This window comes from Caldimonas brevitalea, assembly GCF_001017435.1.
GTDB lineage: Bacteria > Pseudomonadota > Gammaproteobacteria > Burkholderiales > Burkholderiaceae_C > Caldimonas > Caldimonas brevitalea.
In genome coordinates this window covers 2243825-2268926 of sequence record NZ_CP011371.1, presented here as the reverse complement: position 1 = coordinate 2268926, position 25102 = coordinate 2243825, and the positions used below count along the sequence as shown (strand labels likewise).

At 66.5% G+C, this 25102-nt stretch carries 26 protein-coding genes and 1 pseudogene; 8 read left to right on the top strand and 19 right to left on the bottom strand.

Annotated elements, in window-relative coordinates:
* Positions 1–42: 42 nt before the first annotated feature.
* Both AAW51_RS09900 and cysS read right to left on the bottom strand, forming a co-directional pair.
* Positions 43–684 carry a DNA-3-methyladenine glycosylase family protein gene (locus AAW51_RS09900; RefSeq protein WP_047194485.1) on the bottom strand — a complete coding sequence of 214 codons (642 nt, stop codon included), beginning with the start codon at positions 682–684 and terminating at the stop codon, positions 43–45.
* A gap of 7 nt (positions 685–691) precedes the next feature.
* Complete coding sequence (cysS, locus tag AAW51_RS09895) at positions 692–2071, bottom strand: cysteine--tRNA ligase (RefSeq protein WP_047194484.1); 1380 nt, start codon at positions 2069–2071, stop codon at positions 692–694.
* A gap of 218 nt (positions 2072–2289) precedes the next feature.
* On the opposite strand from cysS, the gene AAW51_RS09890 reads away from it, so the two are divergent.
* The 5 genes from AAW51_RS09890 to AAW51_RS09870 all read left to right on the top strand — a co-directional run bounded on the left by AAW51_RS09890 (position 2290) and on the right by AAW51_RS09870 (position 5676).
* Positions 2290–2892 (top strand): tetratricopeptide repeat protein, encoded by a 603-nt coding sequence (locus tag AAW51_RS09890; protein ID WP_083438198.1) that lies wholly within the window; start codon positions 2290–2292, stop codon positions 2890–2892.
* An 85-nt stretch (positions 2893–2977) separates the two neighbouring features.
* The gene (locus AAW51_RS09885) at positions 2978–3556 is read left to right on the top strand and encodes a peptidylprolyl isomerase (protein ID WP_047194482.1); all 579 of its coding nucleotides are present in this window, start codon (positions 2978–2980) and stop codon (positions 3554–3556) included.
* Between the two features lie 2 nt (positions 3557–3558).
* The gene (locus tag AAW51_RS09880) at positions 3559–4053 is read left to right on the top strand and encodes a peptidylprolyl isomerase (protein ID WP_047194481.1); all 495 of its coding nucleotides are present in this window, start codon (positions 3559–3561) and stop codon (positions 4051–4053) included.
* A 26-nt stretch (positions 4054–4079) separates the two neighbouring features.
* Entirely contained in the window at positions 4080–4886 is an 807-nt protein-coding gene (locus AAW51_RS09875) for a UDP-2,3-diacylglucosamine diphosphatase (protein ID WP_238947812.1), read from the top strand.
* 7 nt (positions 4887–4893) lie between these two features.
* On the top strand, positions 4894–5676 hold the full coding sequence (locus AAW51_RS09870) for a M90 family metallopeptidase (RefSeq protein WP_047194480.1): 783 nt from the start codon (positions 4894–4896) through the stop codon (positions 5674–5676).
* A 55-nt stretch (positions 5677–5731) separates the two neighbouring features.
* On the opposite strand, the gene clpA is transcribed toward AAW51_RS09870, so the two are convergent.
* A complete protein-coding gene (gene clpA, locus AAW51_RS09865; RefSeq protein ID WP_047194479.1) occupies positions 5732–8035 on the bottom strand; it encodes an ATP-dependent Clp protease ATP-binding subunit ClpA in 2304 nt (767 codons plus the stop codon).
* Positions 8032–8397 (bottom strand): ATP-dependent Clp protease adapter ClpS, encoded by a 366-nt coding sequence (gene clpS, locus AAW51_RS09860; RefSeq protein WP_047194478.1) that lies wholly within the window; start codon positions 8395–8397, stop codon positions 8032–8034. The genes clpA and clpS overlap by 4 nt, the downstream gene beginning before the upstream one ends.
* A 185-nt stretch (positions 8398–8582) precedes the next feature.
* On the opposite strand from clpS, the gene AAW51_RS09855 reads away from it, so the two are divergent.
* Positions 8583–8864 carry a cold-shock protein gene (locus tag AAW51_RS09855; protein WP_047194477.1) on the top strand — a complete coding sequence of 94 codons (282 nt, stop codon included), beginning with the start codon at positions 8583–8585 and terminating at the stop codon, positions 8862–8864.
* A gap of 95 nt (positions 8865–8959) precedes the next feature.
* On the opposite strand, the gene icd is transcribed toward AAW51_RS09855, so the two are convergent.
* The 3 genes from icd to hemN all read right to left on the bottom strand — a co-directional run bounded on the left by icd (position 8960) and on the right by hemN (position 12424).
* Complete coding sequence (icd, locus tag AAW51_RS09850) at positions 8960–10213, bottom strand: NADP-dependent isocitrate dehydrogenase (protein WP_047194476.1); 1254 nt, start codon at positions 10211–10213, stop codon at positions 8960–8962.
* A gap of 125 nt (positions 10214–10338) precedes the next feature.
* Complete coding sequence (locus tag AAW51_RS09845) at positions 10339–11007, bottom strand: sulfite exporter TauE/SafE family protein (protein WP_047194475.1); 669 nt, start codon at positions 11005–11007, stop codon at positions 10339–10341.
* 7 nt (positions 11008–11014) lie between these two features.
* Complete coding sequence (hemN, locus tag AAW51_RS09840; RefSeq protein ID WP_047194474.1) at positions 11015–12424, bottom strand: oxygen-independent coproporphyrinogen III oxidase; 1410 nt, start codon at positions 12422–12424, stop codon at positions 11015–11017.
* A 262-nt stretch (positions 12425–12686) separates the two neighbouring features.
* Here hemN and fnr point away from each other — a divergent pair, with 262 nt between their 5' ends.
* Entirely contained in the window at positions 12687–13406 is a 720-nt protein-coding gene (gene fnr / locus AAW51_RS09835; RefSeq protein ID WP_047194473.1) for a fumarate/nitrate reduction transcriptional regulator Fnr, read from the top strand.
* Positions 13407–13601: 195 nt separating this feature from the next.
* On the opposite strand, the gene AAW51_RS09830 is transcribed toward fnr, so the two are convergent.
* The 9 genes and pseudogenes from AAW51_RS09830 to AAW51_RS09790 form a co-directional block, all read right to left on the bottom strand.
* Positions 13602–13898 (bottom strand): hypothetical protein, encoded by a 297-nt coding sequence (locus AAW51_RS09830; protein ID WP_047194472.1) that lies wholly within the window; start codon positions 13896–13898, stop codon positions 13602–13604.
* Positions 13899–13912: 14 nt separating this feature from the next.
* Positions 13913–14230 (bottom strand): FixH family protein, encoded by a 318-nt coding sequence (locus tag AAW51_RS09825; protein WP_047194471.1) that lies wholly within the window; start codon positions 14228–14230, stop codon positions 13913–13915.
* 24 nt (positions 14231–14254) lie between these two features.
* Positions 14255–15721 carry a cytochrome c oxidase accessory protein CcoG gene (gene ccoG, locus AAW51_RS09820; protein ID WP_047194470.1) on the bottom strand — a complete coding sequence of 489 codons (1467 nt, stop codon included), beginning with the start codon at positions 15719–15721 and terminating at the stop codon, positions 14255–14257.
* Between the two features lie 25 nt (positions 15722–15746).
* Positions 15747–16700: a cytochrome-c oxidase, cbb3-type subunit III gene (ccoP, locus tag AAW51_RS09815; protein ID WP_047194469.1), complete on the bottom strand. Its 954-nt coding sequence runs from the start codon at positions 16698–16700 to the stop codon at positions 15747–15749.
* 27 nt (positions 16701–16727) lie between these two features.
* Positions 16728–16871: a cbb3-type cytochrome oxidase subunit 3 gene (locus tag AAW51_RS09810; RefSeq protein WP_047194468.1), complete on the bottom strand. Its 144-nt coding sequence runs from the start codon at positions 16869–16871 to the stop codon at positions 16728–16730.
* Between the two features lie 15 nt (positions 16872–16886).
* On the bottom strand, positions 16887–17516 hold the full coding sequence (gene ccoO, locus AAW51_RS09805) for a cytochrome-c oxidase, cbb3-type subunit II (protein WP_047194467.1): 630 nt from the start codon (positions 17514–17516) through the stop codon (positions 16887–16889).
* 34 nt (positions 17517–17550) lie between these two features.
* On the bottom strand, positions 17551–19002 hold the full coding sequence (gene ccoN / locus AAW51_RS09800; protein ID WP_047194466.1) for a cytochrome-c oxidase, cbb3-type subunit I: 1452 nt from the start codon (positions 19000–19002) through the stop codon (positions 17551–17553).
* Between the two features lie 93 nt (positions 19003–19095).
* Positions 19096–19230 (bottom strand): annotated as a pseudogene (gene ccoS / locus AAW51_RS31335) (cbb3-type cytochrome oxidase assembly protein CcoS); the annotation flags it as partial.
* Positions 19231–19238: 8 nt separating this feature from the next.
* Positions 19239–21584, bottom strand: coding sequence for a heavy metal translocating P-type ATPase (locus tag AAW51_RS09790; RefSeq protein WP_047194464.1), 2346 nt, complete (start codon positions 21582–21584; stop codon positions 19239–19241).
* A 79-nt stretch (positions 21585–21663) separates the two neighbouring features.
* On the opposite strand from AAW51_RS09790, the gene AAW51_RS09785 reads away from it, so the two are divergent.
* Positions 21664–22167: a DUF192 domain-containing protein gene (locus AAW51_RS09785; protein WP_047194463.1), complete on the top strand. Its 504-nt coding sequence runs from the start codon at positions 21664–21666 to the stop codon at positions 22165–22167.
* Positions 22168–22185: 18 nt separating this feature from the next.
* On the opposite strand, the gene AAW51_RS09780 is transcribed toward AAW51_RS09785, so the two are convergent.
* The 3 genes from AAW51_RS09780 to AAW51_RS09770 all read right to left on the bottom strand — a co-directional run bounded on the left by AAW51_RS09780 (position 22186) and on the right by AAW51_RS09770 (position 24980).
* Positions 22186–23577, bottom strand: coding sequence for a sensor histidine kinase (locus AAW51_RS09780; protein WP_047194462.1), 1392 nt, complete (start codon positions 23575–23577; stop codon positions 22186–22188).
* A gap of 19 nt (positions 23578–23596) precedes the next feature.
* Positions 23597–24301: a response regulator gene (locus tag AAW51_RS09775; RefSeq protein ID WP_047194461.1), complete on the bottom strand. Its 705-nt coding sequence runs from the start codon at positions 24299–24301 to the stop codon at positions 23597–23599.
* A 97-nt stretch (positions 24302–24398) separates the two neighbouring features.
* Positions 24399–24980 carry a superoxide dismutase gene (locus AAW51_RS09770; protein ID WP_047194460.1) on the bottom strand — a complete coding sequence of 194 codons (582 nt, stop codon included), beginning with the start codon at positions 24978–24980 and terminating at the stop codon, positions 24399–24401.
* Positions 24981–25102 lie beyond the last annotated feature (122 nt).

Sequence of the window (25102 nt, the reverse complement as noted above, 5' to 3'; positions counted from 1 at the left end):
GTCATCCCGACGTATTTGTGAACGTTCGCCTCGCATTTGTTCTCAATATTCCACCGGTAGGGGGTCGAGGCTGCGCCAAATGTACCACGTGGCAACAGAGCGAAACGGGGCCCACGCTTCGCCGACTTCCCGGGCCTCGGCGCGCGAGACCGGCTCGCCGCTGAAGTAGTTGACGCTGATGCCCTTGAGCAGGCCGATGTCGTCGAGCGGCATGACATTGGGGCGCATCAGGTGGAAGATCAGGAACATCTCGGCGGTCCAACGGCCGATGCCACGGATCGCCACCAGCTCCTCGATGATCGCCTCGTCTTCCATCGACGACCACTGCCGCACGTGCACCGCGCCGCTGGCGAAGTGCGATGCGAGGTCGCGCAGGTACTCGACCTTGCGGGCTGACAGGCCGGCGGTGCGCAGCGTCTCGGGCGGCACCTCCAGCACCTGGGCCGGCGGGATGCGGTTGGTGGGCCCGCTCATCAAGTCGGCGAAACGGTCCCAGACCGCCTGCGCCGCCTTGACCGAGATCTGCTGACCGACGATGGACCGGGCCAGCGTCGTGAAGGCATCGCCGCGGCTTTGCAGGCGCGCCTCGCCGAACTGCGGTATCAGCTTGCGCATGACGCGATCGCGCCGCGCCAGATGCTTGCAGGCATCGTCCCAGTACTCAGGGGTCACCGACTTCGGCATCGCGGCCTCAGGCCTTGACCCAGGTGGTACCTTGAGGCGTGTCCTGCAACACGATGCCCTGCTCGGCCAAGGCTTGGCGGATGCGATCGGCCTCTGTGAAATTGCGCGCCTTCTTGGCTGCCGCGCGGGCGTCGATCTGAGCCTGGATGGCCGCGTCGTCGAGACCCGTGTGACGGCCTTGCAAATAGGCGCGCGGCACACTCTGCAGCAGCCCGAGCACCCCGCCCAGTGCCTTCAGCAGGCCGGCGCTCTGACTCGACTTGCTGCGGTTGACCTCGCTGGCCAGCTCGAACAACACCGCCACCGCTTCGGCCGTGTTGAAGTCGTCGTTCATCGCGGCCTGGAAGCGGGCTGCCTGGGGCTGGCTCCAGTCGATCGCCGGCGTCTCGGCAGGGGCCACCGTGTCGAGTGCCGTGTAGAGACGGCGCAAGGCATGGCGCGCATCTTCGAGGTTCTGGTCGCTGTAGTTGAACTGACTGCGGTAATGCGTGCGCAGCATGAAAAAACGCACCGTCTCGCCGTCGTAGCTCTTCAGCACGTCGCGGATCGTGAAGAAGTTACCCAACGATTTGGACATCTTCTCGTTGTCGACATTCACGAAACCGTTGTGCATCCAGACGTTGACAAAAGGACGCCCGGTCGCGCCTTCACTTTGCGCGATTTCATTCTCGTGGTGGGGAAACTGCAGGTCCATACCGCCGCCGTGGATGTCGAAATGCTCGCCCAGCAAGGCGCAGCTCATGGCCGAGCATTCAATATGCCAACCGGGGCGGCCTTTGCCGAACGGCGCCTCCCACTTGGCGTCGTCGGGCTCGGTGTCTTTGGCGGCCTTCCACAGCACGAAATCGAGCGGGTCTTCCTTGCCCTCGCTGACCGCGACACGCTCGCCCGCGCGCAGCTGGTCGAGCGACTTGCCCGACAATTTGCCGTAGCCGTCGAAGCGGCGCACCGCGTAGTTCACGTCGCCGTTGGCAGCCCGATACGCCAGGCCCTTTTGCTCGAGCGTCTCGATCATGCCCACCATCTGCGGCACATACTCGGTCGCCCGCGGCTCGTGCGTCGGCGGCTCGATGCCGAGCTGGCCGATGTCCTCGTGCATGGCCTGTGCCATCTCGTCGGTCAGCTGGCGGATGGTGATGCCGCGCTCGAGCGCCCGGCGGATGATCTTGTCGTCGATGTCGGTGATGTTGCGCACATAGGTGACGCGGTAGCCCGAGGCCTTGAGCCAGCGTTGCACGACATCGAACGCCATCATCATGCGGGCATGGCCGACGTGGCAGTAGTCGTAGATGGTCATCCCGCACACGTACATGCGCACGTGGTTCGCCTCGAGGGGAGTGAAGGGCTCAAGCCGGCGTGTCAGGCTGTTGTAGATGGAAAGCGTCATGAGCGAGGCGGCGAACGGGTCGCGAGGGGGTCAACCAGCGGCAACGAGCGGCGCGGCAGCCGGGCCGCGAGGCCAGGAGCGGCATCGCGGCGCAGCGAGAGCACACGCGATCTCAACACGATGCCGAGCCGGCGTACATGCGGGTTTGCAGGCAGGTGGCCGAAGGGGCTACGGTACAATCGGCGGATTGTAGCGGCTGCCCTGCAAGAGGATCGTCCATGCATTTTCGACCGTCGTGTCGCCGCCTGCAACACACGCTGCCGGCTTCGACACGGGTGCGGCGGGCAGCGTCGGGATGGGTCGCAGGGCTGCTCTTGGGACTGGGGCTGTGCAGCGCACCCGCCGGGGCGCAGGACGCCGAGACGGCACAACAGCTGATCAGTGCCGGCAAGGCCAACGAGGCCCTGCCCCGGATCGAACAGGCGCTCAGTCGCCGTCCGGATGACGTACAGCTGCGCTTTCTGAAGGGCGTGGCCTTGAGCGACCAACAACGCAAGGCCGATGCCATCGCGCAGTTCGAGGCCCTGATCCGCGATCATCCCCTGCTGCCCGAACCTTATAACAACCTGGGCGTGTTGTATGCCGAAGAAGGCAACTACGACAAGGCCCGCACGGCACTCGAAATGGCGGTGCGGGTGCGACCAGGCTATGCCAGGGCCCATGAGAATCTCGGCGATGTGTTCGTGAAGCTGGCCAGCCAGGCCTACTCACGATCGCTCGAGCTCGACAGCGACAGCCGCAGCACCCCGCCCAAGCTCGCCCTGGTCAGGCGGCTGCTTTCCAGCGCGCCGTCTGCGCCGCCTGCCCGCTCGGGTCGTTGAGCCGCCGCCCGGGCGGACAGGCCTTCGGAAGCAAACGCGCCGGAAGAGGGACAATGGCAGATCTTCCACCAAGAGGAGTGATTGGATGACGAAGTCTTACATCGCCTTGGCCGGCCTCGCGCTGACCGTCGGCATGTTCCACCCGGCCCACGGTCAGACCGTGAAGATGAGCACCACGCAGGGTGACATCGTGCTGCAGCTCGATGCGGCCAAGGCACCCAAGTCGGTCGAGAACTTCCTGCAGTACGCCAAGGCCGGGCACTACGATGGCACGGTCTTCCATCGTGTGATCGAGGACTTCATGATCCAGGGTGGCGGCTTCACGCCCGACATGGCCCAGAAGCCGACCCGCGCCCCTATCCCGCTCGAGAGCCGCAATGGCCTGAGCAACCAGCGAGGCACTGTCGCGATGGCGCGCACGATGGACCCGAACTCGGCCACGGCCCAGTTCTTCATCAACCTCAAAGACAATACCTTCCTCGACGCTGCGAATGCCCGTGACGGCAACGGCTATGCCGTGTTCGGCAAGGTGGTGCGCGGCATGGACGTGGTCGACAAGATCAAGGGCGTGCGCACCACCACCAAGCGTGATGCGCAGGGCATGCCCCATGAGAACGCGCCGGCAGAGCCGGTCATCATCAAACGAGTCACTGTGGAGAAATGAACATGGCAGTTGAACTGCACACGAATCATGGCGTGATCAAGATCGAGCTCGACACCGAAAAGGCGCCGAAGAGCGCTGAGAACTTTCTGTCCTACGTCCGCAAGGGCCACTACGACAACACCGTCTTCCACCGGGTGATCGACGGCTTCATGATCCAAGGTGGCGGCTTCGAGCCCGGCATGCAGCAAAAGCCGACCGACGAGCCGATCGAGAACGAAGCCAACAACGGCCTCAAGAACACCACCTACACCGTGGCGATGGCGCGCACCCAAGCGCCGCACTCGGCGACCGCGCAGTTCTTCATCAATGTGGCCAACAACGACTTCCTGAACTTCAAGTCCGAGAGCGTGCAAGGCTGGGGTTACGCGGTCTTCGGCAAGGTCGTCGGCGGCACCGAGGTCGTCGACAAGATCAAGGCCGTCAAAACTGGGCGCCGCGGCTTCCACGACGATGTGCCGGTCGATGACGTGGTGATCACCAAGGCCGTGGAAGTCTGAACCCGGTGGCGCAAGGCGGCTCTTCCGTGCGTGAGCCCGCGGCGCTGCCCGGCCTGCACGCGTTGCAGGCCGGCGCCGACTGGCGCTGCGTCGACCTGTTGTCGGACCTGCACCTGCAGGCCGACCTGCCCCGCACCGCCGCCGCGTTCCACCGCTACCTGCAGCACACCCCTGCCGACGCCGTCCTGATCCTCGGCGACTTGTTCGAGGTGTGGGTCGGCGACGACGCCGCCGACGCCGGGTTCGAGGCGCAGTGTGCGCAGTGGCTGCACGAGGCGGCCCAGCGCCGGTGGATCGGCTTCATGGCCGGCAATCGCGACTTCCTGGTCGGCCCGGAGTTCCTGGCCCGCTGCGGGCTGCACGCGCTGCCCGACCCCACCGTGCTCGCGTTTGGCACGCAACGTCTGCTGCTGACCCACGGCGACGCGCTGTGCATCGACGACGTCGAGTACCAGCAGTTTCGGGCACAGGTGCGCAGCCCGGAGTGGCAAACGCGCTTTCTCGCGCAACCGCTCGCTGAGCGGCGCAAGATCGCCGCGCACTTGCGGCAGGCCAGCGAGCAGAAGAAGCGCAACGAAGGTCTCGAATCGTATGCCGATGTCGACGACACGTCGGCCCGCCGCTGGCTCGAGGACGCCGAAGCCGCCACCCTCATTCACGGCCACACCCACCGCCCCGCCAGCCACCGGCTTGGGGCAGACAAGTCGCGCCATGTCCTGAGCGACTGGGATCTCGACAACGCGGCCTCCGGCCACCCCCAGCGGGCCGAAGTCCTGCGCCTGACCCAGCAGGGGATGACCCGCGTCGACTTGGCCCTCGCGGCGCCCGCTTGAGCCCGGCATGACGAGGTGGTGGCAGCGATGGCGTCGCTGGAAAGAGCAACGCGTGTTGACGTCGCGCCCAATACCAGACCCGCTGTGGCACTACACCCTGGCGCGCTACCCTTTCCTGGCGCGACTGGCACCCAGCGATGCGCAGGAACTGCGCCGGCTGAGCACATTGTTCCTGGCCGAGAAGGAGTTCACCGGGGCCGGTGGCATCGCGGTGACGGACGAAATGGCCGTTGCGGTTGCCGCACAGGCCTGCTTGCCGGTTCTGAAGCTCGGGCTGCAGCTCTACCGTGGTTTCGTCGGCATCGTGATGCACGCCGACGAGGTGGTGGCGCGGCGCGAGGTGATGGACGAGACGGGTGTGGTCCACCACTACGATGAAGTGCTCGCCGGCGAGGCGATGGACGGCGGGCCTGTCACGCTGTCGTGGTACGACGTGCAGCAGGCGAGCGAGTCGGCCGAGGTCGGCTACAACGTGGTGATCCACGAGTTCGTCCACAAGATCGACATGCTCGACGGCGTGGCCGACGGCATACCGCCATTGCAGGGGCGCGACGAGCGCGAGGCCTGGGCCACCCTGATGGACGAGGAATTCGAGCAGTTCTGCGCCGACGTCGACGACGGCTACGAGACCTTCCTCGACCCGTATGGTGCAGAGGGGGTGGACGAATTCTTCGCCGTCTCCGCCGAGGCGTTTTTCGTCGCCCCGGCCGACTTCCGGCTCGCCCACCCGCGGCTCTACATCGCCTTTCGCGACTACTTCCGGCAAGACCCGGCCGCCCTCTCGGCATGAAAAAGGGCCCCGCGAGGGGCCCTTTGCTGCGATGGGAGCGGGACGGCCGTGTGCGTCAAGCGGTCGCGGGCTCCGCCTTCGGCTTGTCGCTCTTCTTGTTGGGCTGGATGTCGAGCACGACTTCTTCCTTGTCGTCGAGATCCACCGTCAGCCGGCCACCTTCGACCAAGCGCCCGAACAACAACTCGTCGGCCAGCGCGCGACGGATCATGTCCTGGATCAAGCGCTGCATCGGCCGCGCGCCCATCAGCGGATCGAAGCCCTTCTTCGCGAGATGCTTGCGCAACACGTCGCTGAACGTGACTTCGACCTTCTTCTCGGCCAGCTGGCTTTCGAGCTGCAGCAAGAACTTGTCGACCACCCGCAGGATGATCTCCTCGTCCAGCGCACCGAAGCTGACGATGGCGTCGAGCCGGTTGCGGAACTCGGGCGTGAACAGCCGCTTGATGTCGGCCATCTCGTCGCCCTGCTCGCGGTGGTTGGTGAAGCCGATCACCGCCTTCTGCATCGTTTCGGCGCCCGCATTCGTCGTCATGATGATGATGACGTTGCGGAAGTCGGCCTTGCGACCGTTGTTGTCGGTCAGCGTGCCGTGGTCCATCACCTGCAGCAGCACGTTGAAGACGTCCGGGTGGGCCTTCTCGATCTCGTCGAGCAGCAGCACCGCGTGCGGCTTCTTGGTGACCGCCTCGGTCAGCAGCCCGCCCTGGTCGAACCCGACATACCCCGGAGGCGCGCCGATCAGCCGGCTCACCGCGTGGCGCTCCATGTACTCGGACATGTCGAAGCGGATCAGTTCGATGCCCAGGATGTAGGCCAGTTGCTTGGCGACCTCGGTCTTGCCGACGCCGGTGGGGCCGCTGAACAGGAAGGAGCCGATGGGTTTGTCCGGCTTGCCGAGACCCGAGCGCGCCATCTTGATGGCGGCTGCCAACGCGTCGATGGCGACGTCCTGCCCGAACACGACGCTCTTGAGGTCGCGGTCGAGGTTGCGCAGCTTGGAGCGGTCGTCGTTGGACACGCTGGCCGGCGGAATGCGCGCGATCTTCGCGACGATCTCTTCCACCTCGAGGCGGGTGATCGTCTTCTTTTGCTTGCTCTTCGGCAGGATGCGTTGGGCCGCGCCGGCTTCGTCGATGACGTCGATCGCCTTGTCGGGCAGATGGCGGTCATTGATGAACTTGGCCGACAGCTCCGCCGCCGCCTGCAGCGCGTTGAGCGCGTACTTGACGCTGTGGTGCTCCTCGAACCGGGACTTCAGCCCCTTGAGGATCTCGACCGTCTGCTCCACCGAAGGCTCGACCACGTCGATCTTCTGGAAGCGACGCGACAGCGCCGCATCTTTCTCGAAGATGCCCCGGTACTCCGAGAAGGTGGTCGCCCCGATGCACTTCAGGTTGCCCGAGCTGAGCGCGGGCTTGAGCAAATTACTCGCGTCCAGGGTGCCTCCCGAAGCCGCGCCGGCACCGATCAGGGTGTGGATCTCGTCGATGAACAGCACCGCGTTGGGCTGGTCCTTGAGGGCCTTCAAGACGCCCTTGAGGCGCTGCTCGAAGTCGCCGCGGTACTTCGTGCCCGCCAGCAAAGCGCCCATGTCGAGCGCGTATACCGTCGAGTCGGCCAGCACTTCGGGCACGTCGCCCTCGGTGATGCGCCACGCGAGGCCTTCCGCGATGGCGGTCTTGCCGACACCGGCCTCGCCCACCAGCAAGGGGTTGTTCTTGCGGCGACGACACAGCACCTGAATCACACGCTCGACCTCCAGCTCGCGGCCGATCAACGGATCGATCTTGCCTTCGCGGGCCAGCTGGTTGAGGTTCTGGGTGAACTGCTCCAATGGGGAGCCCTTGCCCTCGCCCTCTTCCTTTTCGCCCTCGCTGCTGCTGGGGCCGTCGTTCGATTTCGTCGGCTCCGGCGGATCAGATTTTTTGATGCCGTGCGCGATGTAATTCACCACATCGAGGCGCGTCACCCCTTGCTGGTGCAGGTAATACACCGCATGGGAATCCTTCTCACCGAATATCGCCACCAACACATTGGCGCCGGTGACTTCCTTCTTGCCACTGCCGGTCGACTGGACGTGCATGATGGCGCGCTGGATCACGCGCTGAAAGCCGAGGGTCGGCTGGGTGTCGACCTCGTCGCTGCCACCGACAGTCGGCGTGTTCTCCTTGATGAAATGCGTCAGGCTCTTGCGCAAATCATCGATGTTGGCGGAGCACGCTCGCAGCACTTCGGCGGCCGACGGGTTGTCGAGCAGTGCCAACAGCAGGTGTTCCACTGTGATGAACTCGTGGCGCTGCTGGCGCGCCTCGACGAACGCCATGTGCAGGCTGACTTCAAGTTCCTGGGCAATCATGCGGCCTCCATAATGCACTGCAAAGGATGCCCCGCGCGGCGCGCGGCGGCAAGCACCATTTCCACCTTGGTCGCGGCGACGTCCTTGGTGTATACACCACACACGCCCCGTCCCTCGTGGTGGATCTTCAACATGATCTGGGTCGCGGTCTCGAGATCGCGATGGAAGAACTGCTGCAGCACCATCACCACGAACTCCATCGGCGTGTAGTCATCGTTCAGCATCACCACCTGATACAGCTTCGGCGGCTCCACCTTGGATGACTGTCTTTCCAGGATGACAGTTCCCTCACCCTCGTCGGGCAGCATCGGCTGGCCGGGCGTCTGGGGGGGCTTGGGGGTGTCGGGGCTGTCGCTGGGCATGAATCAATTCTATCGAGTTGAACCGCGGCGGTTTCAGCATCGGCAATTGGAGGCGTAGACCGAAAGGTCAAGAGCTCCAGCTCGTCACGAACGCTCACCGACTGCATTTTTTCCGTCCTTGACACTGCCCGATGTGCCGCCGAGAATCTTCTGAGAATAGGAAGTAGTGCCCGGGGAGGAAATCAATGGGTATTGGCATCGTCAAGTGGTTCAATGACGCTAAGGGATTTGGCTTCATTGAACCCGAAGAGGGCGGCGAAGACGTCTTCGCACATTTCTCTGCCATCCAGATGGATGGCTTCAGGACACTGAAACAGGGCTCGAAGGTCACCTTCGACTTGGTGCAGGGTCCCAAAGGGAAGCTCGCTCAAAACATTCAGTTGCTGGAGCCTCGCCCGCCACGGGCGGAGCGCTCTCCGCGACCCCCTTCTGCATCAGAGCCGGGTACCGCAGCTTACGCGGAGTGACGGCTCAGTGTGTGGCATGTCGGCGCTCCCGCGCTGGCGTGCCATGAAAAAAGCCCGCTTTGGGCGGGCTTTTCTTCAGGCAGTGACGCTCAGCTTCACATGTGGTCGATCATGACCTGACCGAAGCCGGAGCAGCTGACCTGCGTGGCACCGTCGAGCAGGCGCGCGAAGTCATAGGTGACTTTCTTGCTCAGGATTGCCTTTTCCATCGAGCTGATGATCAGGTCAGCCGCTTCGGTCCAGCCCATGTGGCGCAGCATCATCTCGGCCGAGAGGATCTCGGAACCCGGGTTGACGTAGTCTTTGCCGGCGTACTTCGGCGCGGTGCCGTGGGTGGCCTCGAACATCGCGACCGAGTCGGACAGGTTGGCGCCCGGGGCAATGCCGATGCCGCCGACCTGCGCGGCCAGTGCATCGGAGATGTAATCGCCGTTCAGGTTGAGCGTCGCAATCACCGAGTACTCGGCCGGGCGCAGCAGGATCTGCTGCAAGAAGGCGTCGGCTATCGCATCCTTGATCACGATTTCCTTGCCCGACTTCGGATTCTTCAGCTTGCACCACGGGCCGCCGTCGATCGGCTCGGCGCCGAACTCGCGCTGGGCCAGCGCATAGCCCCAATCCCGGAAGCCACCTTCGGTGTACTTCATGATGTTGCCCTTGTGCACAAGCGTGACAGAGGGCTTTTCGTTGTCGATCGCGTACTGGATCGCCTTGCGCACCAGGCGCTCGGTGCCTTCGCGGGACACCGGCTTGATGCCGATGCCGGACGTCTGCGGGAAACGGATCTTCTTGACGCCGAACTCGTTGACGAGGAAGTCGATCAGCTTCTTGGCCTTGTCGCTCTCGGCTTCGTACTCGATGCCGGCGTAGATGTCTTCCGAGTTCTCACGGAAGATCACCATGTCGGTCTTCTCGGGCTCCTTCACCGGCGAGGGCACGCCCTTGAAGTAGCGGACCGGGCGCAGACAGACGTACAGGTCGAGTTCCTGGCGCAGCGCCACGTTCAGCGAACGGATGCCGCCGCCCACCGGCGTGGTCAGGGGACCTTTGATCGAGACGACGTAGTCTTTCAGCACCTGCAGCGTCTCTTCGGGCAGCCAGACGTCCGGGCCGTAGACCTTGGTCGACTTCTCGCCGGCGTAGATCTCCATCCAGTGGATCTTCCGCTTGCCGCCGTAGGACTTCGCGACTGCCGCGTCCACCACCTTGATCATCACCGGGGTGATGTCGAAACCGGTGCCGTCGCCCTCGATGTAGGGGATGACGGGGTGATCGGGCACGTTGAGCGAGAAGTCCTGGTTGACCGTGATCTTCTGCCCACCCTCGGGCACCTTGATGTGCTGGTACATGTGAGAAAGCTCCGCGCGAACGGGGTTAGAGGAATCGTTGTAGACCGACGATTCTACGGCAGCGCCTCTGCTGACGCGCTGGCACAACCCCGCTTCGCAAGCGGTGGCGCGTCGCCCGGTGGCGCTCAGGTGCAGATCAGCGTTTCGGGCCCGAGATGCAGGCCGTGCGCGAGCGCGACCGCCGAGGCGGACGCGAGCACCAGGCCCCCCGCGCGGATGGCCCAGCCGCCCGAGCGGCCGGGGGCGTTGCGCAGCCGACGCCAGACGGTGGCGCCGAGGTGCAGGCTGAGCGCCGAGCCGAGTGCGAAGACCGCCATCACCAAGGCGCCCTCCCAAGGGCGGGACGCGAGGGCCGCGACCATCAGCGCCGAATACAGCAGGCCGCAGGGCAGCAGCGTCCACAGCAAGCCGCCGAAAAACGGCCAGCGCAGCCCGTCCCACCCGAGGGTGCGGTGCCGCGCGCTCTGCCACACCCGGTGCGCCAGTCGGTCCAGCCAGGCCGGCTGCCGCCCGGTCCAGAGCAAGACCAGGCCGAGCACGACCACCGCCACGTGCCACATCGCCCAGAACGGCTTGAGCACGCTCACTTCGCGAGCGCCCCATTGCAGTGCCTGGGCGGACGACGCGATGACCAGGCCGAACAGCGCATAGCCCACCACCCGCCCGGCCTGGAAGGCCCAGAGCCGGCGCGGCGTGCAGCCGATGCCGGCGGTCGCCGCGCCGCACATCGTGGCGCAGTGCGGGCTGCCCGCCACGCCCATCAGCAAGGCCGCCAGGAACAAAGAGGTTTGCATGGCGACCTCAAATCACCTTCGAAAAGCGCTCACGGCTGCGGTCGGCTTGCAGCCTGCGGTCGAACACCATCGCAATCGCCCGCACGAAATACCAGCCGAGCGGCGTCACCTGCAGGCCATCGTCCTCGAGGCTCAGCAGGCCCTGCTCGGCGAGCGGCGCCAGGCGATCGAGCTCAGTGGCGAAATAGCGCCGGAAGTCGAGCAGATAAGACGCCTCGATCGACTCGTACACCAGCCGGCCCTGGCACATCAGCGCCATGATCACGGCGCGCCGCACCAAGTCGTCGCGCTCCAGCGCCAGGCCCCGGTTGACCGGGAACTGGCGCTGCCGCAGCGCGTCGTAGTACTCGTCGAGCGTCTTGGCGTTCTGGCTGTAGCAGGGGCCGACCCGGCCGATCGCGGACACGCCCAGGCCGATCAGGTCGCAATCGGGTTGGGTGCTGTAGCCCTGGAAGTTCCGGTGCAGCCGCCCTTGCCGCTTGGCCACCGCCAAGGCGTCGGTCTCGAGTGCGAAGTGGTCCATCCCGATGTAGGCATAACCGGCGGCGCTGAAGCTGGAGATGGCGGCCGCCAGCATGCCGACCTTGTCTACCGGAGGCGGCAGATCGGCTGCGGCGATGCGTCGCTGCGGCTTGAAGCGCTGCGGCAGATGGGCGTAGGCATACAGCGCGATGCGATCGGGCCGCAAGGACTGCACCTGTTCCAACGTACGGGCGAACGACTCGGAGGTCTGGCGCGGCAGCCCGTAGATCAGGTCGACATTGATCGAGTCGAAACCGATCTGGCGCGCCGCCGTCATCAGTTGGGCGACGCTCTCATAGGACTGGACCCGGTGCACTGCCTTCTGCACGTCGGGGTCGAAATCCTGGACGCCGAAGCTGAGTCGGTTGAAGCCGAGCCGCGCCAGATGTCGCAGCCGCTCGGCGTCGACCGTGCGCGGATCCACTTCGATCGAGTACTCGCCTCCCGGCACCAGCCGGAACGACGAGCGCAGCCGGTTCATCACCCGCTCCAGTTCGGCATCGCTCAGAAACGTCGGGCTGCCGCCGCCGAAATGCAATTGCGACACGGCTTGCTCGCGCCCGAGCACCGCCACATGCAGGTCGATCTCGGTTTCCAGCGCGTCCAGGTATTCGGTGGCGCGATCGTGGTGGCGCGTGATGACCTTGTTGCAGGCACAGTAGTAGCACACCGACTCGCAGAACGGCACATGCACATAAATCGACAGTGGCGCGAGCGATCCCGCCGCGGCGCCCACGCCCGCGGCACGCTGGCGCAAGGCCTGTTCGTAGTCCGTGGCGGTGTAGGCCTCGACGAAGCGATCCGCAGTGGGATAAGAGGTGTAACGAGGGCCGGGCACGTCGAAACGCGAGAGCATCTCGTGGGACAGGACAAGGGGGGCAGCGGCAGCAGGCATGTGAAGCACTGTGCCGAAAACGGACCGCGCACGCCTTGATATGGCTCAAGCCGGCGGCCGGGCGCACAGAGAACAATTCCGACATCCTTTGAGGAACGTCATGCCGCTCGAAACCCGACCTGCCCTGCCCGCCTCACCCGCCGGTGCTGCCCCCGATGCCGCCGACTGTGCCGCGCCTGCTACATCTTCAGCCGCGCCGGCAGCTCCTGCCGGCGCCGCCGCCTCCGGGAGCGTGCGATCGCGCGTCGTGACGACCGCCCCGATGAAGCTGAACGAGCTCAAGGTCGCGTGCTCCAGCTGCAACCTGCGCGAGCTGTGCCTGCCGGTCGGCTTCGGGCGCGACGACCTGACACGGCTGGACGCGCTCGTCGCGTCTCGCAAGACCGTCAAGCGGGGCGACGCCCTCTTCCACGCCGGCGACCCGTTCCAATCGCTGTACGCGGTGCGCACCGGCTTCTTCAAGACCTGCGTCTCGTCCGAAGACGGCCGCGACCAGGTGACCGGCTTCCAAATGGCTGGCGAGTTGCTGGGCCTGGACGCCATCAGCCAGGACCGTCACACCTGCGACGCGATCGCCCTCGAAGACGCGCAGGTGTGCCAGATTCCCTATTCCCAGCTCGAGTCGCTGTCGCGCGAGTTCACCGAGTTGCAGCACTCGTTCCACAAGATCATGAGCCGCGAGATCGTGCGCGACCACGGCGTCATGCTGCTGCTCGGCAGCATGCGCGCCGAGGAGCGCCTCGCCGCCTTCTTGCTGAACCTGACGCAGCGCCTGGCCGCGCGCGGCTTTTCGCCGACGTCGCTGGTGCTGCGCATGACACGCGAAGAAATCGGCAGCTACCTCGGCCTCAAGCTCGAGACCGTCAGCCGCACCTTCTCGAAGTTCCAGGAAGACGGCGTGCTGGAAGTCAAGCAGCGGCACATCCGGGTGCTCGACCTGGACGCCCTGCACGCCCTGCTCAACAGCAGCAGCGCCTGCTGAGGCGGTATCCCTCGGGCAACGTCGGGGCCTGGGCGCACCTAGCGCTCGGCCTTCAGCCCTCACGCCTCAGCGCGTTTCCTTCCCGAGGGTGGCCCCGCACCGCGTGGGTGCCGGGCGCGTCGCCCTCTTCCCTCGTCCCGCTTCAAAAAAACCGCTGACGCCTGCATGCGCCGCGGCTGCCGGCGACAACCGGCGTCAGCGCGCCGCCGGCCCTTCCTTGACGCACTCGCGCGGACGAGCGTCCGGCGGCATCGGGCAGCGCTGCGTTTCAAACGGCGACGCCGACAACAACGTGGTCAACGCGCTCGACAGCGCGCACAGCGCCCAGAACGCGAAAAAAGCCAGCGTGTAGATCGCCGAGCGCGACAGCGCCAGCGACTCCCCACCCAGCCCCCGCAGGTCGTCCGGGTCGACCACGGCAAACACCAGCATCTCGGTCACGCCAGCCACCAGAAACGCCGGCCAGGCGATCCACATCAGGCGTTGTCTCATCGCCCCTCCCGCGCTCAGCGGCCCTGTTGCCCGTCAGGGCTGGGCGTGGCGGCGTGGTTGCGCGCCTGCATCGCCGGCCGCAAAGCCTCCGGCACCGCCGCGGCGGCGGCCTGGGCGTCGCGCTGCAACTGCAGCGTTTTGTTGATTTCCAGCCCGCGGCGGTAGTAGTCCTCGGTCAGCACCGGGTCGGGCCGCGTCACGGCCAGCACGATGGTGGCCACACCGGCCAGTACCACCGCGGTAGGACCGCCCACCACCAGCCACATCATCGGTTCGCGCCACCAGGAGGTGGACGCAGGCACGACGCTGGCGGTCGCAAGGTTGGTTTTCATCTCGGGCTCCTCGGATGCCGTGCGTCAGCGCGGCACCAAAAATGTCGACTTCTCGGTCACGGTGCTGGCCGGCATGCCGGTGTCGCCCGTGCGCTCGATCACGAATTCGATGGGACTGGAACGGCCCTGCAGTTCGACACCGGCCTCGGCCGGCAACTGCACGCGCACCGCGGCCCAGCGCGCCTCCGCCGGGCCGATCTCGACGGTCGGCTCGGACGCCACGCTCAAGCCGGGCAGCCCCGTCACCGCGATGCGGTAACGCTGTGTCGCCTCGGTGCCGTTCATGATCTGCAGGCGATAGACGTTCTCGATGCGGCCGTCGTCGACGATGCGCGCCAGGCTGCCCCGGTCGCGGATCACGTCGACCTTGAACGGCGAGCGCCACACCACGCTGGCGACAAAGGCAATGCTCACCGCCGTCAGAATGGCGCCATACACCAGCACCCGCGGGCGCAACACCCGCTTCCACATCGCGGCACGGCTCAAACGCTGGTCGATCCCGTTCTGCGTCGAGTAACGGATCAGGCCGCGCTCATACCCCATCTTGTCCATCACGCCGTCGCACACGTCGATGCAGGCGGCGCAGCCGATGCAGTCGTGCTGCAGGCCATTGCGGATGTCGATGCCGGTCGGGCACACCTGCACGCACAAGGTGCAGTCGATGCAATCGCCCAGCCCCAGCTGGCGCGGGTCGGCCTTGCGGCTGCGCGAGCCGCGGGCCTCGCCACGCTGCGTGTCGTAGCTGATGATCAGCGTGTCACGGTCGAACATCGCGCTCTGGAAGCGCGCATACGGGCACATGTACTTGCAGACCTGCTCGCGCATGTAGCCGGCGTTGCCATACGTGGCGAAGCCGTAGAACAGCACCCAGAACCACTCCCAGGGCCCGAAACCGAGCGTGCGGGCTTCCGCCGCCAGCTGCTGGATGGGCGTGAAATAGCCCACGAAGCTGAAGCCGGTCCACAGCGCGATCGCGATCCAGGTGAACTGCTTGCCGGCCTTGCGCCACAGCTTGTCGAAGCTCCAAGCGGCCTGGTCCAGCCGCATGCGGGCCACCCGGTCGCCTTCGAAGCGCCGCTCCACCCACAGGAAGATCTCGGTGTAGACCGTCTGCGGGCAGGCATAACCGCACCACAAACGGCCGGCGACGGCGGTGAAGAAAAACAGGCCCAGCGCCGAGATCACCAGCAGCGCCGTCAAGTAAATGAAGTCCTGCGGATACAGGACCAGGTTGAAGATGTAGAAGCGGCGCGACTCGAGGTCGAACAGCACCGCCTGCCGACCGTTCCATTCCAGCCACGGCAGCCCGTAGAACAGCAGCTGTGTGAACCACACCAGCGCCCAGCGCCAGCGCATGAACCACCCCGACACCGATCGCGGGTAGATCTTCTTCTGCTTCTCGTACAGCGACACCACCTCCCCGCCCGCGTCGGCGGCAGCAGCCGCTGGCACGGGGCGGATGGGGATGACCTTGCGCTTGGCTGCGTTCACGGTGCTTCTCGCGCGGCGGGCCGCGTCACTTCACGACGGCGGCGGTGGAGGTGGCGGACAGCGTGGTGGTGCTGGCCGCCGCCGGCTTGTTCGACAGGCCCCACACATAAGCGGCCAGCACGCGGATCTGCGGCTCGGTCAGCTTCTCGCCGTGGGCCGGCATCTGGTTGGACTTGCCGTTGTTGATGATGTTGACGATTGCCTGTTCACCCCAGCCATGCAGCCAGACGCGGTCGGTCAGGTTGGGCGCGCCCAGGGCGGTGTTGCCCCGACCGTCCATGCCGTGGCACGCGGCACACGCCATGAACTTCGACTTGCCGATCTGCGCCGCAATCGCGTTGTGCGGGCTGCCCGACAGGCTCAGCACGTAGTGGGCGAGCTGGCGCACCTCTTCACCCGTGCCGACCGCCGCGCCCATCGGCGGCATGTTGCCGTGCCGGCCCTTGGCGATCGTCTCGATGATCTGCTCGTGCGAGCCGCCGTACAGCCAGTCGGCGTCGGTCAGGTTGGGGAAGCCCTTGCTGCCGCGCGCGTCCGAGCCGTGGCACTGCGCGCAGTTGTTGACGAACAGCCGCTCGCCGATGCCCCTCGCCTGCGGGTTGGCCGCCAGATGGTCGACCGACTTGCCGTCGAACTGCGCATACAGGGGCGCCAATGCCTCCTTGGCACGCGCCACTTCAGCCTGGTACTGGCTCTCCTGGCTCCAGCCCAGCGTGCCCTGGTAGCTGCCGAGGCCCGGGTAGAGGGCCAGATAGCCCAGCGAGAACACCACGGTCAGCACGAACAGCACCATCCACCAGCGCGGCAGCGGGTTGTTCAGCTCGCGCAGGTCTTCATCCCAGACGTGGCCGGTGGTGTTGTCGTCGGCCATCACCTTGCGGCGGCTGGCGATGATCAGCAGCGCCAGACAGGCGAGCACGCCGGCAATGGTCACCACCGCGATGTAGACCGACCATCCGTTGTTGAAAAAGTCGCTCATGAACGATTACTCCGGAGCACCGCTCACTCACTCGCCGTCGAACGGCAGCCGGGCGGCTTCGTCGAAAACGGGTTGGTTGCGGCGCGCATAGGCCCACACGCAGATGCCGGCGAACACGGCCAGCGAGATCAGCGTGACGATGGAACGCAGGTCGTTGACGTCGAAACTCATCTCGATCTCCTCAACTCACTTCAGCGCGGTGCCGAGCACCTGCAGATAGGCGATCACGGCGTCCAGCTCGGTCTTGCCCTTGACGGCCGCCTCGGCGCCGGCGATCTCGGCATCGGTGTACGGCACCCCCACGGTCCGCAGCGCCTTCAGCTTGGGCGCCACGCCTTGCGGATCGACCAGGTTGGTCGCCAGCCACGGGTAGGCGGGCATGTTCGACTCGGGCACCAGGTCGCGCGGGTTGATCAGGTGGATGCGGTGCCACTCGTCGCTGTAGCGCCCGCCGACGCGGTGCAGGTCGGGCCCGGTGCGCTTGGAGCCCCACTGGAACGGGTGGTCGTAGACGAATTCGCCGGCCACCGAGTAGTGGCCATAGCGCAGCGTCTCGGCACGGAAAGGCCGGATCATCTGCGAGTGGCAGTTGTAGCAACCCTCGCGGATATAGACGTCGCGCCCGGCCAGTTGCAGCGGCGTGTAGGGCTTGAGCCCGGTGACCGCCTCGGTGGTCGACTTCTGGAAGAACAGCGGCACGATCTCGACCAGACCGCCGACCGACACCACCAGGATGATCAGCAGGATCATCAGGAAGTTGTTGGTCTCGATCTTCTCGTGCGAGAAGCCGCCCGAAGGTGTGTGTTGGCTAGCCATGTTGATTCCTTTACTGCGTCGCAGTCGCGGCGGCTCAGGCAGCGCTCGGCGCCACCGCCAGCTCGGCCGGCTGCTCGGTGCGCTGGCCGCGCACCGTCATCACGGTGTTCCAGGCCATGATCAGCATGCCGCCCAGGTAGAGCAGGCCGCCGAACAGGCGCACCACATAGAACGGATAGGTGGCCTTGACGCTTTCGACGAAGCTGTAGGCCAGCGTGCCGTCGGCATTCACCGCACGCCACATCAGCCCCTGCATCACGCCGGCGATCCACATCGCGGCGATGTAGAACACCACGCCCAGCGTCGCGACCCAGAAGTGCAGCTCGATCGCCTTGACGCTGTACATGCGCTTCTGGCCGAACATGCGCGGGATCAGGTAGTACAGCGAGCCCATCGTGATGAAGCCCACCCAGCCCAGCGCGCCGGCGTGCACGTGGCCCACGGTCCAGTCGGTGTAGTGCGACAGTGCGTTGACCGTCTTGATCGACATCATCGGACCCTCGAAGGTCGACATGCCGTAGAACGACAGCGAGACGATCAGGAACTTCAGGATCGGGTCATCGCGCAGCTTGTGCCAGGCACCCGACAAGGTCATGATGCCGTTGATCATGCCGCCCCAGCTCGGCGCCAGCAGGATCAGCGAGAACAGCATGCCCACCGATTGCGCCCAGTCGGGCAGCGCGGTGTAGTGCAGGTGGTGCGGGCCCGCCCACATGTAGGTGAAGATCAGCGCCCAGAAGTGCACGATCGACAGCCGGTACGAATACACCGGGCGCTCGGCCTGCTTCGGGATGTAGTAGTACATCATCCCGAGGAAGCCCGCGGTCAGGAAGAAGCCCACCGCGTTGTGGCCGTACCACCACTGCACCATCGCGTCCTGCACGCCGGCATAGGCCGAGTAGCTCTTCCAGAAGCTGACCGGGATCGCCGCACTGTTGACCAGATGCAGCAGCGCCACCGCCAGGATGAAGCCGCCGAAGAACCAGTTGGCCACATAGATGTGGCTGACCCGGCGCTTGCCGATGGTGCCGAAGAACACGATCGCGTAAGACACCCACACCAGCGTGATCAGGATGTCGATCGGCCACTCGAGTTCGGCGTATTCCTTGCCGCTGGTGTAGCCCAGCGGCAGCGACACCGCCGCGGCGACGATCACCGCCTGCCAGCCCCAGAAGGTGAAGGCGGCCAGCTTGTCCGAGATCAGCGACACCTGGCAGGTGCGCTGCACGACGTGGAAGCTGGTGGCGAACAGGGCACAACCACCGAAGGCGAAGATCACGGCATTGGTGTGCAGCGGACGCAAGCGGCCGTAGCTCAGCCAGGGGATGCCGAAATTGAGTTCGGGCCAGGCGAGCTGGGCGGCGATGATCACGCCGACGAGCATGCCCACCACCCCCCAAACCACCGACGCGATCGTGAACTGGCGCACGACTTTGTCGTTGTAGTTCACGACCGAACGGGCCGTTGCAGACGTTGTGGCACTCATGAAAGCACTCTCTTAGATAGACCGTAGCGATTGTTCGGGAGCCGGCCGGGCGCGAGCTTGATCGGCATCAAGCGAGGTCGGATCGGCGCGAGCGTCGTCCCACAAAATGCGCTCTCCTTCACGCTCCACGTTGTCGAACTGCCCGCCGAACAGGGCCCAGGCGAACAAGGCGAGCAGCGCCAGCACCAGCACCACCGACAGCGGCACCAACAAAAACAGGATGTCCATGGCTCATCTCATTCGGGTTTGAGGCCGACCGGAAGGGCCGACAGGCCGGCCGCCTGCGGCCGCGCAGCGGGTGCACGGCTCAGGCGTGAGGCGTTGAGCACGACGAACAGCGAGCTGCAGGCCATGCCCAGCCCGGCCAGCCACGCCGGCATCCAGCCGACCAGCGCGAGCGGCACGCACACGGCGTTGTAGGCCGCCGCCCAGGCCAGGTTCTGGCGGATCACGGCGAGCGTGCGCAAGGCCAGCCGGCGTGCGGCCACCAGGTCGGTCAGCCGGCCGCTCAGCAGGGTCAGGTCGGCTTGCGCACGGGCCAGCGGCGCACCCTGGCCCATCGCGATCGAGACATCCGCACGCGCCAGCACCGGCGCATCGTTGAGCCCGTCGCCCACCATCGCGACGCGCAGCCCGCGGGCCTGTGCCGCGGTGACGGCGCGCAGCTTGTCTTCCGGGGTGGCGCCCGCCTGGCAGGCCTCGATGCCCAGCATGGCGGCGACGCGGGCCGCCGCCTGCGGACGGTCACCGGACAACAGCATCAGTTCGACACCGTCGGCGCGCAGCTGCGCCAGCGCGGCGCGGGCGTCAGGCCGCAGCGATTCTTCGAGGCAGAAGCGCGCCACCGGCGCGAAGTCGACCGACAGCCAGGCCTGCGGGCCCTCCGACTCCGCCAGCTCGGCGCCCGGGCAGGCGTGGGCAGCCGAGCCGAGGCGCCAACAGCGGCCCTGCATGTCTTCACCCTGCAGCCCCTGGCCGGGCAGCTCGCGCAGCAGCGCAAGCGAGACCCGCGGGGCGTCCTGTGCTTCGAGCGCGACCGCCCGCGCGACGGGGTGCAGCGATACATCGGCCAGCGCCTTGGCATGGCGCAGCGCGTCGTCGCGCCGCCAGCCCGGCTGCAGTTCCACCCGGGCCACCGCAAGCCTGTCTTCGGTCAAGGTACCGGTCTTGTCGAACACGAACAACCGTGCCTGCGCCAGCGCCTCCAGCGCCTGCAGCTTCTGCACCAGCATGCCGCGGCGGGCCAGTGCGCCCGCCGCGCTCAGCAGCGCCGACGGCGTGGCCAGCGACAACGCACACGGGCAGGTGACGATCAGCACCGCCACGGCGACCCACAGACTGCGCTGCGGGTCGATGAACCACCACGCCAGCGCCGCGGCCGCGGCGGCCAGCAGCACCGCCCACAGGAACACACCCGCGTAGCGGTCGACCTGTCGCGCCAATGCGGGGCGCTCGCTCGCGGCACGCTCCATCATCGAGACGATCTGCCCATAGCGGGTGTCGGCACCGAGCCGCTCCACCACCATCACCACCGGCGACGACAGGTTGAAGCTGCCCGCCACCAGCCGCTCGCCGACCCGGCGCAGCAGCGGGTGCGACTCGCCGGTCAACAGCGCTTCGTCGACCTGGGCCTCGCCCTCGCACAGCCGGCCGTCGGCCGGGATGGCCTGCCCCGGGCGCACGCGCAGCCGGTCACCGACGGCCAGGCGCGACACCGGCACCATCTCGGCACTGCCGTCGTCGGCGAGCCGCTCGACACTCTCGGGCAGCCGCTGCAGCAACCGCTCCAGCGCACCCGCCGCCCTGCCCCGCGCCTGCAATTCCAGGTAGCGGCCGCACAGCAGGAAAAACACGAACATCGTCAGCGAGTCGAAATACACCTCGGCGCCGAACACACCGCCCGGGTCGAAGGTGGCCCCCGTGCTTGCGACAAATGTCACGACGATGCCCAGCGCCACCGGCACGTCCATGCCGATGCGGCCTGCGCACAAGTCGCGCCAGGCGCCCCGCAAAAAGGGGCCGGCCGCGAACAGCAGCACCGGCACGCTGAGCAGCCAGCTGGCCCACTGCAGCAGCCGCAGGATGTCGGGGCTCATGTCGCCGGGTGCCGCGTAGTAGGTCGGCACCGCGTACATCATCACCTGCATCATGCAAAAGCCGGCCACGAACAGCCGCCACAAGGCGCTGCGGCGTTCGCGGTGACGGGCCTGCTCGGCCTCGAGCGACAGTGCGGGGTAGGCGCGGTAGCCGGCCCCCGCCACCGCGGCGGCCAATGCCGACGCTGCCACCTGCGCCGGGTCCCAGCGCACCCGGGCGCGTCGGCTGCCGGGGTTGACCTCGGCCTGCAACACACCGGGCACCGCCGTCAGCGCCTGCTCGATCGTGACCGAGCAGGCGGCGCAGTACATGCCATCGATCACGAACGCCGAGTCGCCCAGGCGGCGGCCGTCGGTGTCCTCGACCCAGCGGGTGTAGCGCGCCACCTCCGCGGGGTCGTCCCACACGGCGGCATCGCCGGGCGCGACGGCGGCGTCGGCAGCGGGCTTGGGTGACAATGACGGATCAGCGTGGGGTGATGGCATGTGCGGCGCTCCTGCCCGAGCAGCAGGCACCACCCGCCTTCAGGCCACGCCACTCTAGGTGCCGACCCTTCAGATCGACATGACCTACATCAAGACGCTCCCCCTCTCGCACGCCCCCCGCCTGCCACATATTTCACGCTGGGGCAGTCTGGCAGCGCTGGCCCTGCTCGGCAGCGGTCTGGCGCAGGCCCAGGGCGAAGCGGCGCAGCAGCTGCCCACCACCCCTTTGACGGTCGGTTTTCAGGTGGTGCAGGCGCAGGTGGCACGCACGCCCGAGCAGCGCGCGACCGGCCTGATGCACCGCAAGTCGCTGGCGCCGAACGAAGGCATGCTGTTTGTCTTCGAGCAGCCGGCCACGCAGTGTTTCTGGATGAAAAACACACTGATCCCGTTGTCGATCGCCTTCCTCGACGACAAGGGCGCGGTGGTCAACATCGCCGACATGCAACCGCAGTCGCTCGACTCGCATTGCTCCAAGCAACCGGTGCGGTATGCGCTCGAGGTCAATCAGGGGTGGTTCGCCAAGCGCGGCGTCAAGCCGGGGTTCCAGGTGAAGGGCGCACCGTTCGGGCCGCAGCCCTGACGCGAGGCGGCACCGCGGTCAGACCGGCAGGCTGACCGTGAAACAGGTGCCAGCCAGCTCCGGACGGCTGGCCAGCCTCAGGCGTCCGCGCATGCCCAGCACGATCTCCTTGACGATGGCCAGGCCCAGCCCGGTCCCCTCGGGGCCGCGCGTGTCGGCGCGCTCGCCGCGCCAGAACGGCTCGAACACCAGTTCACGCTGCGTGAGCATGATGCCGGGCCCGTCGTCGCGCACCTCGATGTCGAGCCAGCCCTCGCGGGGCGTCACCCGCAACTCGATGTTGGGGCCGCCGTAGCGCAAGGCGTTGTCGAGCAGGTTGGACACCACCTCGGCCAGCCACACCGGGTGCGCGCGCGCCCAACCCGGGCCGTCGGGAGCCTCGAGCGACACCTGCTTGCCTTCGCGCGAGGCGCGCAGCAGCAGCGGCTCGGCCGCCTCGCGGATCACCGGCAGCACGTCGATGTGCTGCAGTTCACCGGCGGCGAGGTTGCGCAGGGCCGCATCCGAACGGGCCAGGTTCAGCAACTGGCCGATCAATCGGCTCATCCGCTCGGTCGACGCCACCAGCGCCTGCAGCATCGCCTGGGTGCTGGCATCGGCCTGGATGGCCGCCAGCTCGTGCTGCAACTCCTGCGACAGCACGCGGATGCCGGCCACCGGGGTGCGCAGCTGGTGGGCGGCGTCGGCCACGAAACGACGCTGCAGTTCGAACGAGCGCGACACGTTGGCGAGCAGCGCATTGAGGCGTTCGATCAAGGGCACGGCTTCGGCCGGCACATCGTCGAGCGGCAAAGGCCGCAAGTCCTGCGGCGCGCGCCGCTCCACCTCGCCGGCGATGCGGCGCAGCGGCGCGACACCGCGCCGGATGCCGAGCGCCAGCAGCAAAAAGGTGAGCAGGCCCAGCGCCAGCGTCGGCATCAGGATCGCCACCTGCACCTCACGGACCAGGTCGGCTCGCTTGCGCCGTGTCTCGACCACCACCACCGTGACATAGGTGTCGAGCATCGGCGAGCGGATCGAATACATGGCGCCGCGCACCGGCTCACCCTGGTAGTCGGCGTCGAACACCTGCGGGCGGTCGAAGCTGCCGCTGACGTCCTCCGGGACCGGCAGCCCCGCGACACCGGCCAACACCCGGCCTTCGGCGTCGGTCACCATGAAGGCATTGCGATCGGCGCTGTCCCAGGCCAGCATTTCCTGGGTCTGCGTGCTCAACTCGAGCAAGGGGCCGCGGTCGGTCCAGTGGATTTGTGTCGCGATCGCGCCGGCCTCGTCCTGCAAGGTGCGGTCGTAGGCGGTGCCACCGGCATAGCTGGCGAGGTTGAAGGCCCCGTAGGCTGCCAGCAAGGCGCCGAGCAGCCAGACCCAGACCAGTGGGCCGAGCAGCTGCCAGCGCAGGCTGCGGTTCACGCGTGTACGCCCGTCGTGGTCAGTCCTGCGGCGCTGCCGGGGCAGGGTCGGCCGCAGGCGGCGTCAGCTCCATCAGGTAGCCGAAACCGCGCACCGTCTTGATGGTCACACCCAGCTCGGCGAACCGCTTGCGCAGCCGGTGGATATAGACCTCGACCGAGTTCTCGCTGAAGTCGGTCTCCCAGCTCGACAGCGTCGAGACGATGTGGTCCTTCGGCACCACCCGCCCGGCACGCGCCATCAGCAGCTCGGTCAAGGCCTGCTCGCGCGGGCTCAGATGCACCCGCTCACCGCGATAGCGCAGCTCGCGGTGGCGCACGTCCAGCTCCAGGTCGCCCAGCACCAGCCGGTCTTCGGCGCGGCCGGCGGCGCGCCGCTGCAAGGCGCGCAAGCGCGCCACCAGCTCGGGCACGTCGAAGGGTTTGACGAGGTAGTCGTCGGCACCGCTGTCGAGGCCTTCGACGCGGTCGCCCAGCTCGTCACGGGCGGTCAGGATCAGCACCGGCAGACGCGCGCCGCGCCCACGCCAGTGCCGCAGCACTTCCATGCCGTCGCGCCGCGGCAGGCCCAGGTCGAGCACCGCCAGGTCGTACTGCGCGATCAGCCCTTCGGCGCTGGCCGCCATGCCGTCGGCCAGCACATCGACCTGCCAGCCTTCCCGTTGCAGGGCGCGTGCGACCCCGAAACTCAAGGTGGGGTCGTCTTCGACCAGCAGGATTCTCATCGTGTCTCTATCATCGCGGTAAAGGCCCGGCGCCCGCCGCAAGGCCAGAAAGCGCAAGGGCCGGCGCGCGGCCGGCCCGTATCGGCGAGAGGCTCGCTCAGGCGAAGTTGGTGGCGGCGAAGTCCCAGTTCACCAGCGAGTTCATGAAGGTCTCGACGAACTTGGGACGCGCATTGCGGAAGTCGATGTAGTAGGCATGCTCCCACACGTCGATCGTCATCAGCGCCTTGTCAGCCGTGGTCAGCGGCGTCTGGGCATTGCTGGTGTTGACGATGTCGACCGAGCCGTCGGCCTTCTTGACCAGCCAGGTCCAGCCGGAGCCGAAGTTGCCGACCGCGCTCTTCGAGAACGCTTCCTTGAAGGCGGCATAGCTGCCCCACTTCTTGTTGATGGCCTCGGCCAGCGCACCCTTGGGCTCGCCGCCGCCGTTGGGCTTCATGCAGTTCCAGAAGAAGGTGTGGTTCCACACCTGGGCCGCGTTGTTGAAGATACCGCCGCTGGACTTCTTGATGATCTCTTCCAGACCCAGGTTCTCGAACTCGGTGCCCTTGATCAGGTTGTTCAGGTTCACGACATAGGCGTTGTGGTGCTTGTCGTGGTGGAACTCGAGCGTCTCCTTGCTGAGGTGGGGTTGCAAGGCGTCGTGGGGGTACGGCAACGGGGGCAAGGTGTGTTCCATCTCTTTGTTCCTTTGAGAGCGGTATGTGGACTGTGGGAAGCTGCGATTGTAGGCACAGCCTCATGACCCTGCTCAAGCGCCCCGGTGGCGCCTTAACGGTGCGGCGCCGCCGGCAGCGGCCC

Coding starts and splice junctions, on each gene's coding strand:
- AAW51_RS09885 (WP_047194482.1), top strand. CDS start 2,978: ATGACGAAGTCTTACATCGCCTTGGCCGGCCTCGCGCTGACCGTCGGC.
- AAW51_RS09770 (WP_047194460.1), bottom strand. CDS start 24,980: ATGGAACACACCTTGCCCCCGTTGCCGTACCCCCACGACGCCTTGCAA.
- AAW51_RS09870 (WP_047194480.1), top strand. CDS start 4,894: ATGACGAGGTGGTGGCAGCGATGGCGTCGCTGGAAAGAGCAACGCGTG.
- ccoO (WP_047194467.1), bottom strand. CDS start 17,516: ATGGCTAGCCAACACACACCTTCGGGCGGCTTCTCGCACGAGAAGATC.
- cysS (WP_047194484.1), bottom strand. CDS start 2,071: ATGACGCTTTCCATCTACAACAGCCTGACACGCCGGCTTGAGCCCTTC.
- AAW51_RS09900 (WP_047194485.1), bottom strand. CDS start 684: ATGCCGAAGTCGGTGACCCCTGAGTACTGGGACGATGCCTGCAAGCAT.
- ccoP (WP_047194469.1), bottom strand. CDS start 16,700: ATGAGCGACTTTTTCAACAACGGATGGTCGGTCTACATCGCGGTGGTG.
- ccoN (WP_047194466.1), bottom strand. CDS start 19,002: ATGAGTGCCACAACGTCTGCAACGGCCCGTTCGGTCGTGAACTACAAC.
- AAW51_RS09785 (WP_047194463.1), top strand. CDS start 21,664: ATGACCTACATCAAGACGCTCCCCCTCTCGCACGCCCCCCGCCTGCCA.
- fnr (WP_047194473.1), top strand. CDS start 12,687: ATGAAGCTGAACGAGCTCAAGGTCGCGTGCTCCAGCTGCAACCTGCGC.
- clpA (WP_047194479.1), bottom strand. CDS start 8,035: ATGATTGCCCAGGAACTTGAAGTCAGCCTGCACATGGCGTTCGTCGAG.
- AAW51_RS09845 (WP_047194475.1), bottom strand. CDS start 11,007: ATGCAAACCTCTTTGTTCCTGGCGGCCTTGCTGATGGGCGTGGCGGGC.
- AAW51_RS09830 (WP_047194472.1), bottom strand. CDS start 13,898: ATGAGACAACGCCTGATGTGGATCGCCTGGCCGGCGTTTCTGGTGGCT.
- clpS (WP_047194478.1), bottom strand. CDS start 8,397: ATGCCCAGCGACAGCCCCGACACCCCCAAGCCCCCCCAGACGCCCGGC.
- AAW51_RS09790 (WP_047194464.1), bottom strand. CDS start 21,584: ATGCCATCACCCCACGCTGATCCGTCATTGTCACCCAAGCCCGCTGCC.
- AAW51_RS09775 (WP_047194461.1), bottom strand. CDS start 24,301: ATGAGAATCCTGCTGGTCGAAGACGACCCCACCTTGAGTTTCGGGGTC.
- AAW51_RS09890 (WP_083438198.1), top strand. CDS start 2,290: ATGCATTTTCGACCGTCGTGTCGCCGCCTGCAACACACGCTGCCGGCT.
- icd (WP_047194476.1), bottom strand. CDS start 10,213: ATGTACCAGCACATCAAGGTGCCCGAGGGTGGGCAGAAGATCACGGTC.
- hemN (WP_047194474.1), bottom strand. CDS start 12,424: ATGCCTGCTGCCGCTGCCCCCCTTGTCCTGTCCCACGAGATGCTCTCG.
- AAW51_RS09825 (WP_047194471.1), bottom strand. CDS start 14,230: ATGAAAACCAACCTTGCGACCGCCAGCGTCGTGCCTGCGTCCACCTCC.
- AAW51_RS09855 (WP_047194477.1), top strand. CDS start 8,583: ATGGGTATTGGCATCGTCAAGTGGTTCAATGACGCTAAGGGATTTGGC.
- AAW51_RS09810 (WP_047194468.1), bottom strand. CDS start 16,871: ATGAGTTTCGACGTCAACGACCTGCGTTCCATCGTCACGCTGATCTCG.
- AAW51_RS09880 (WP_047194481.1), top strand. CDS start 3,559: ATGGCAGTTGAACTGCACACGAATCATGGCGTGATCAAGATCGAGCTC.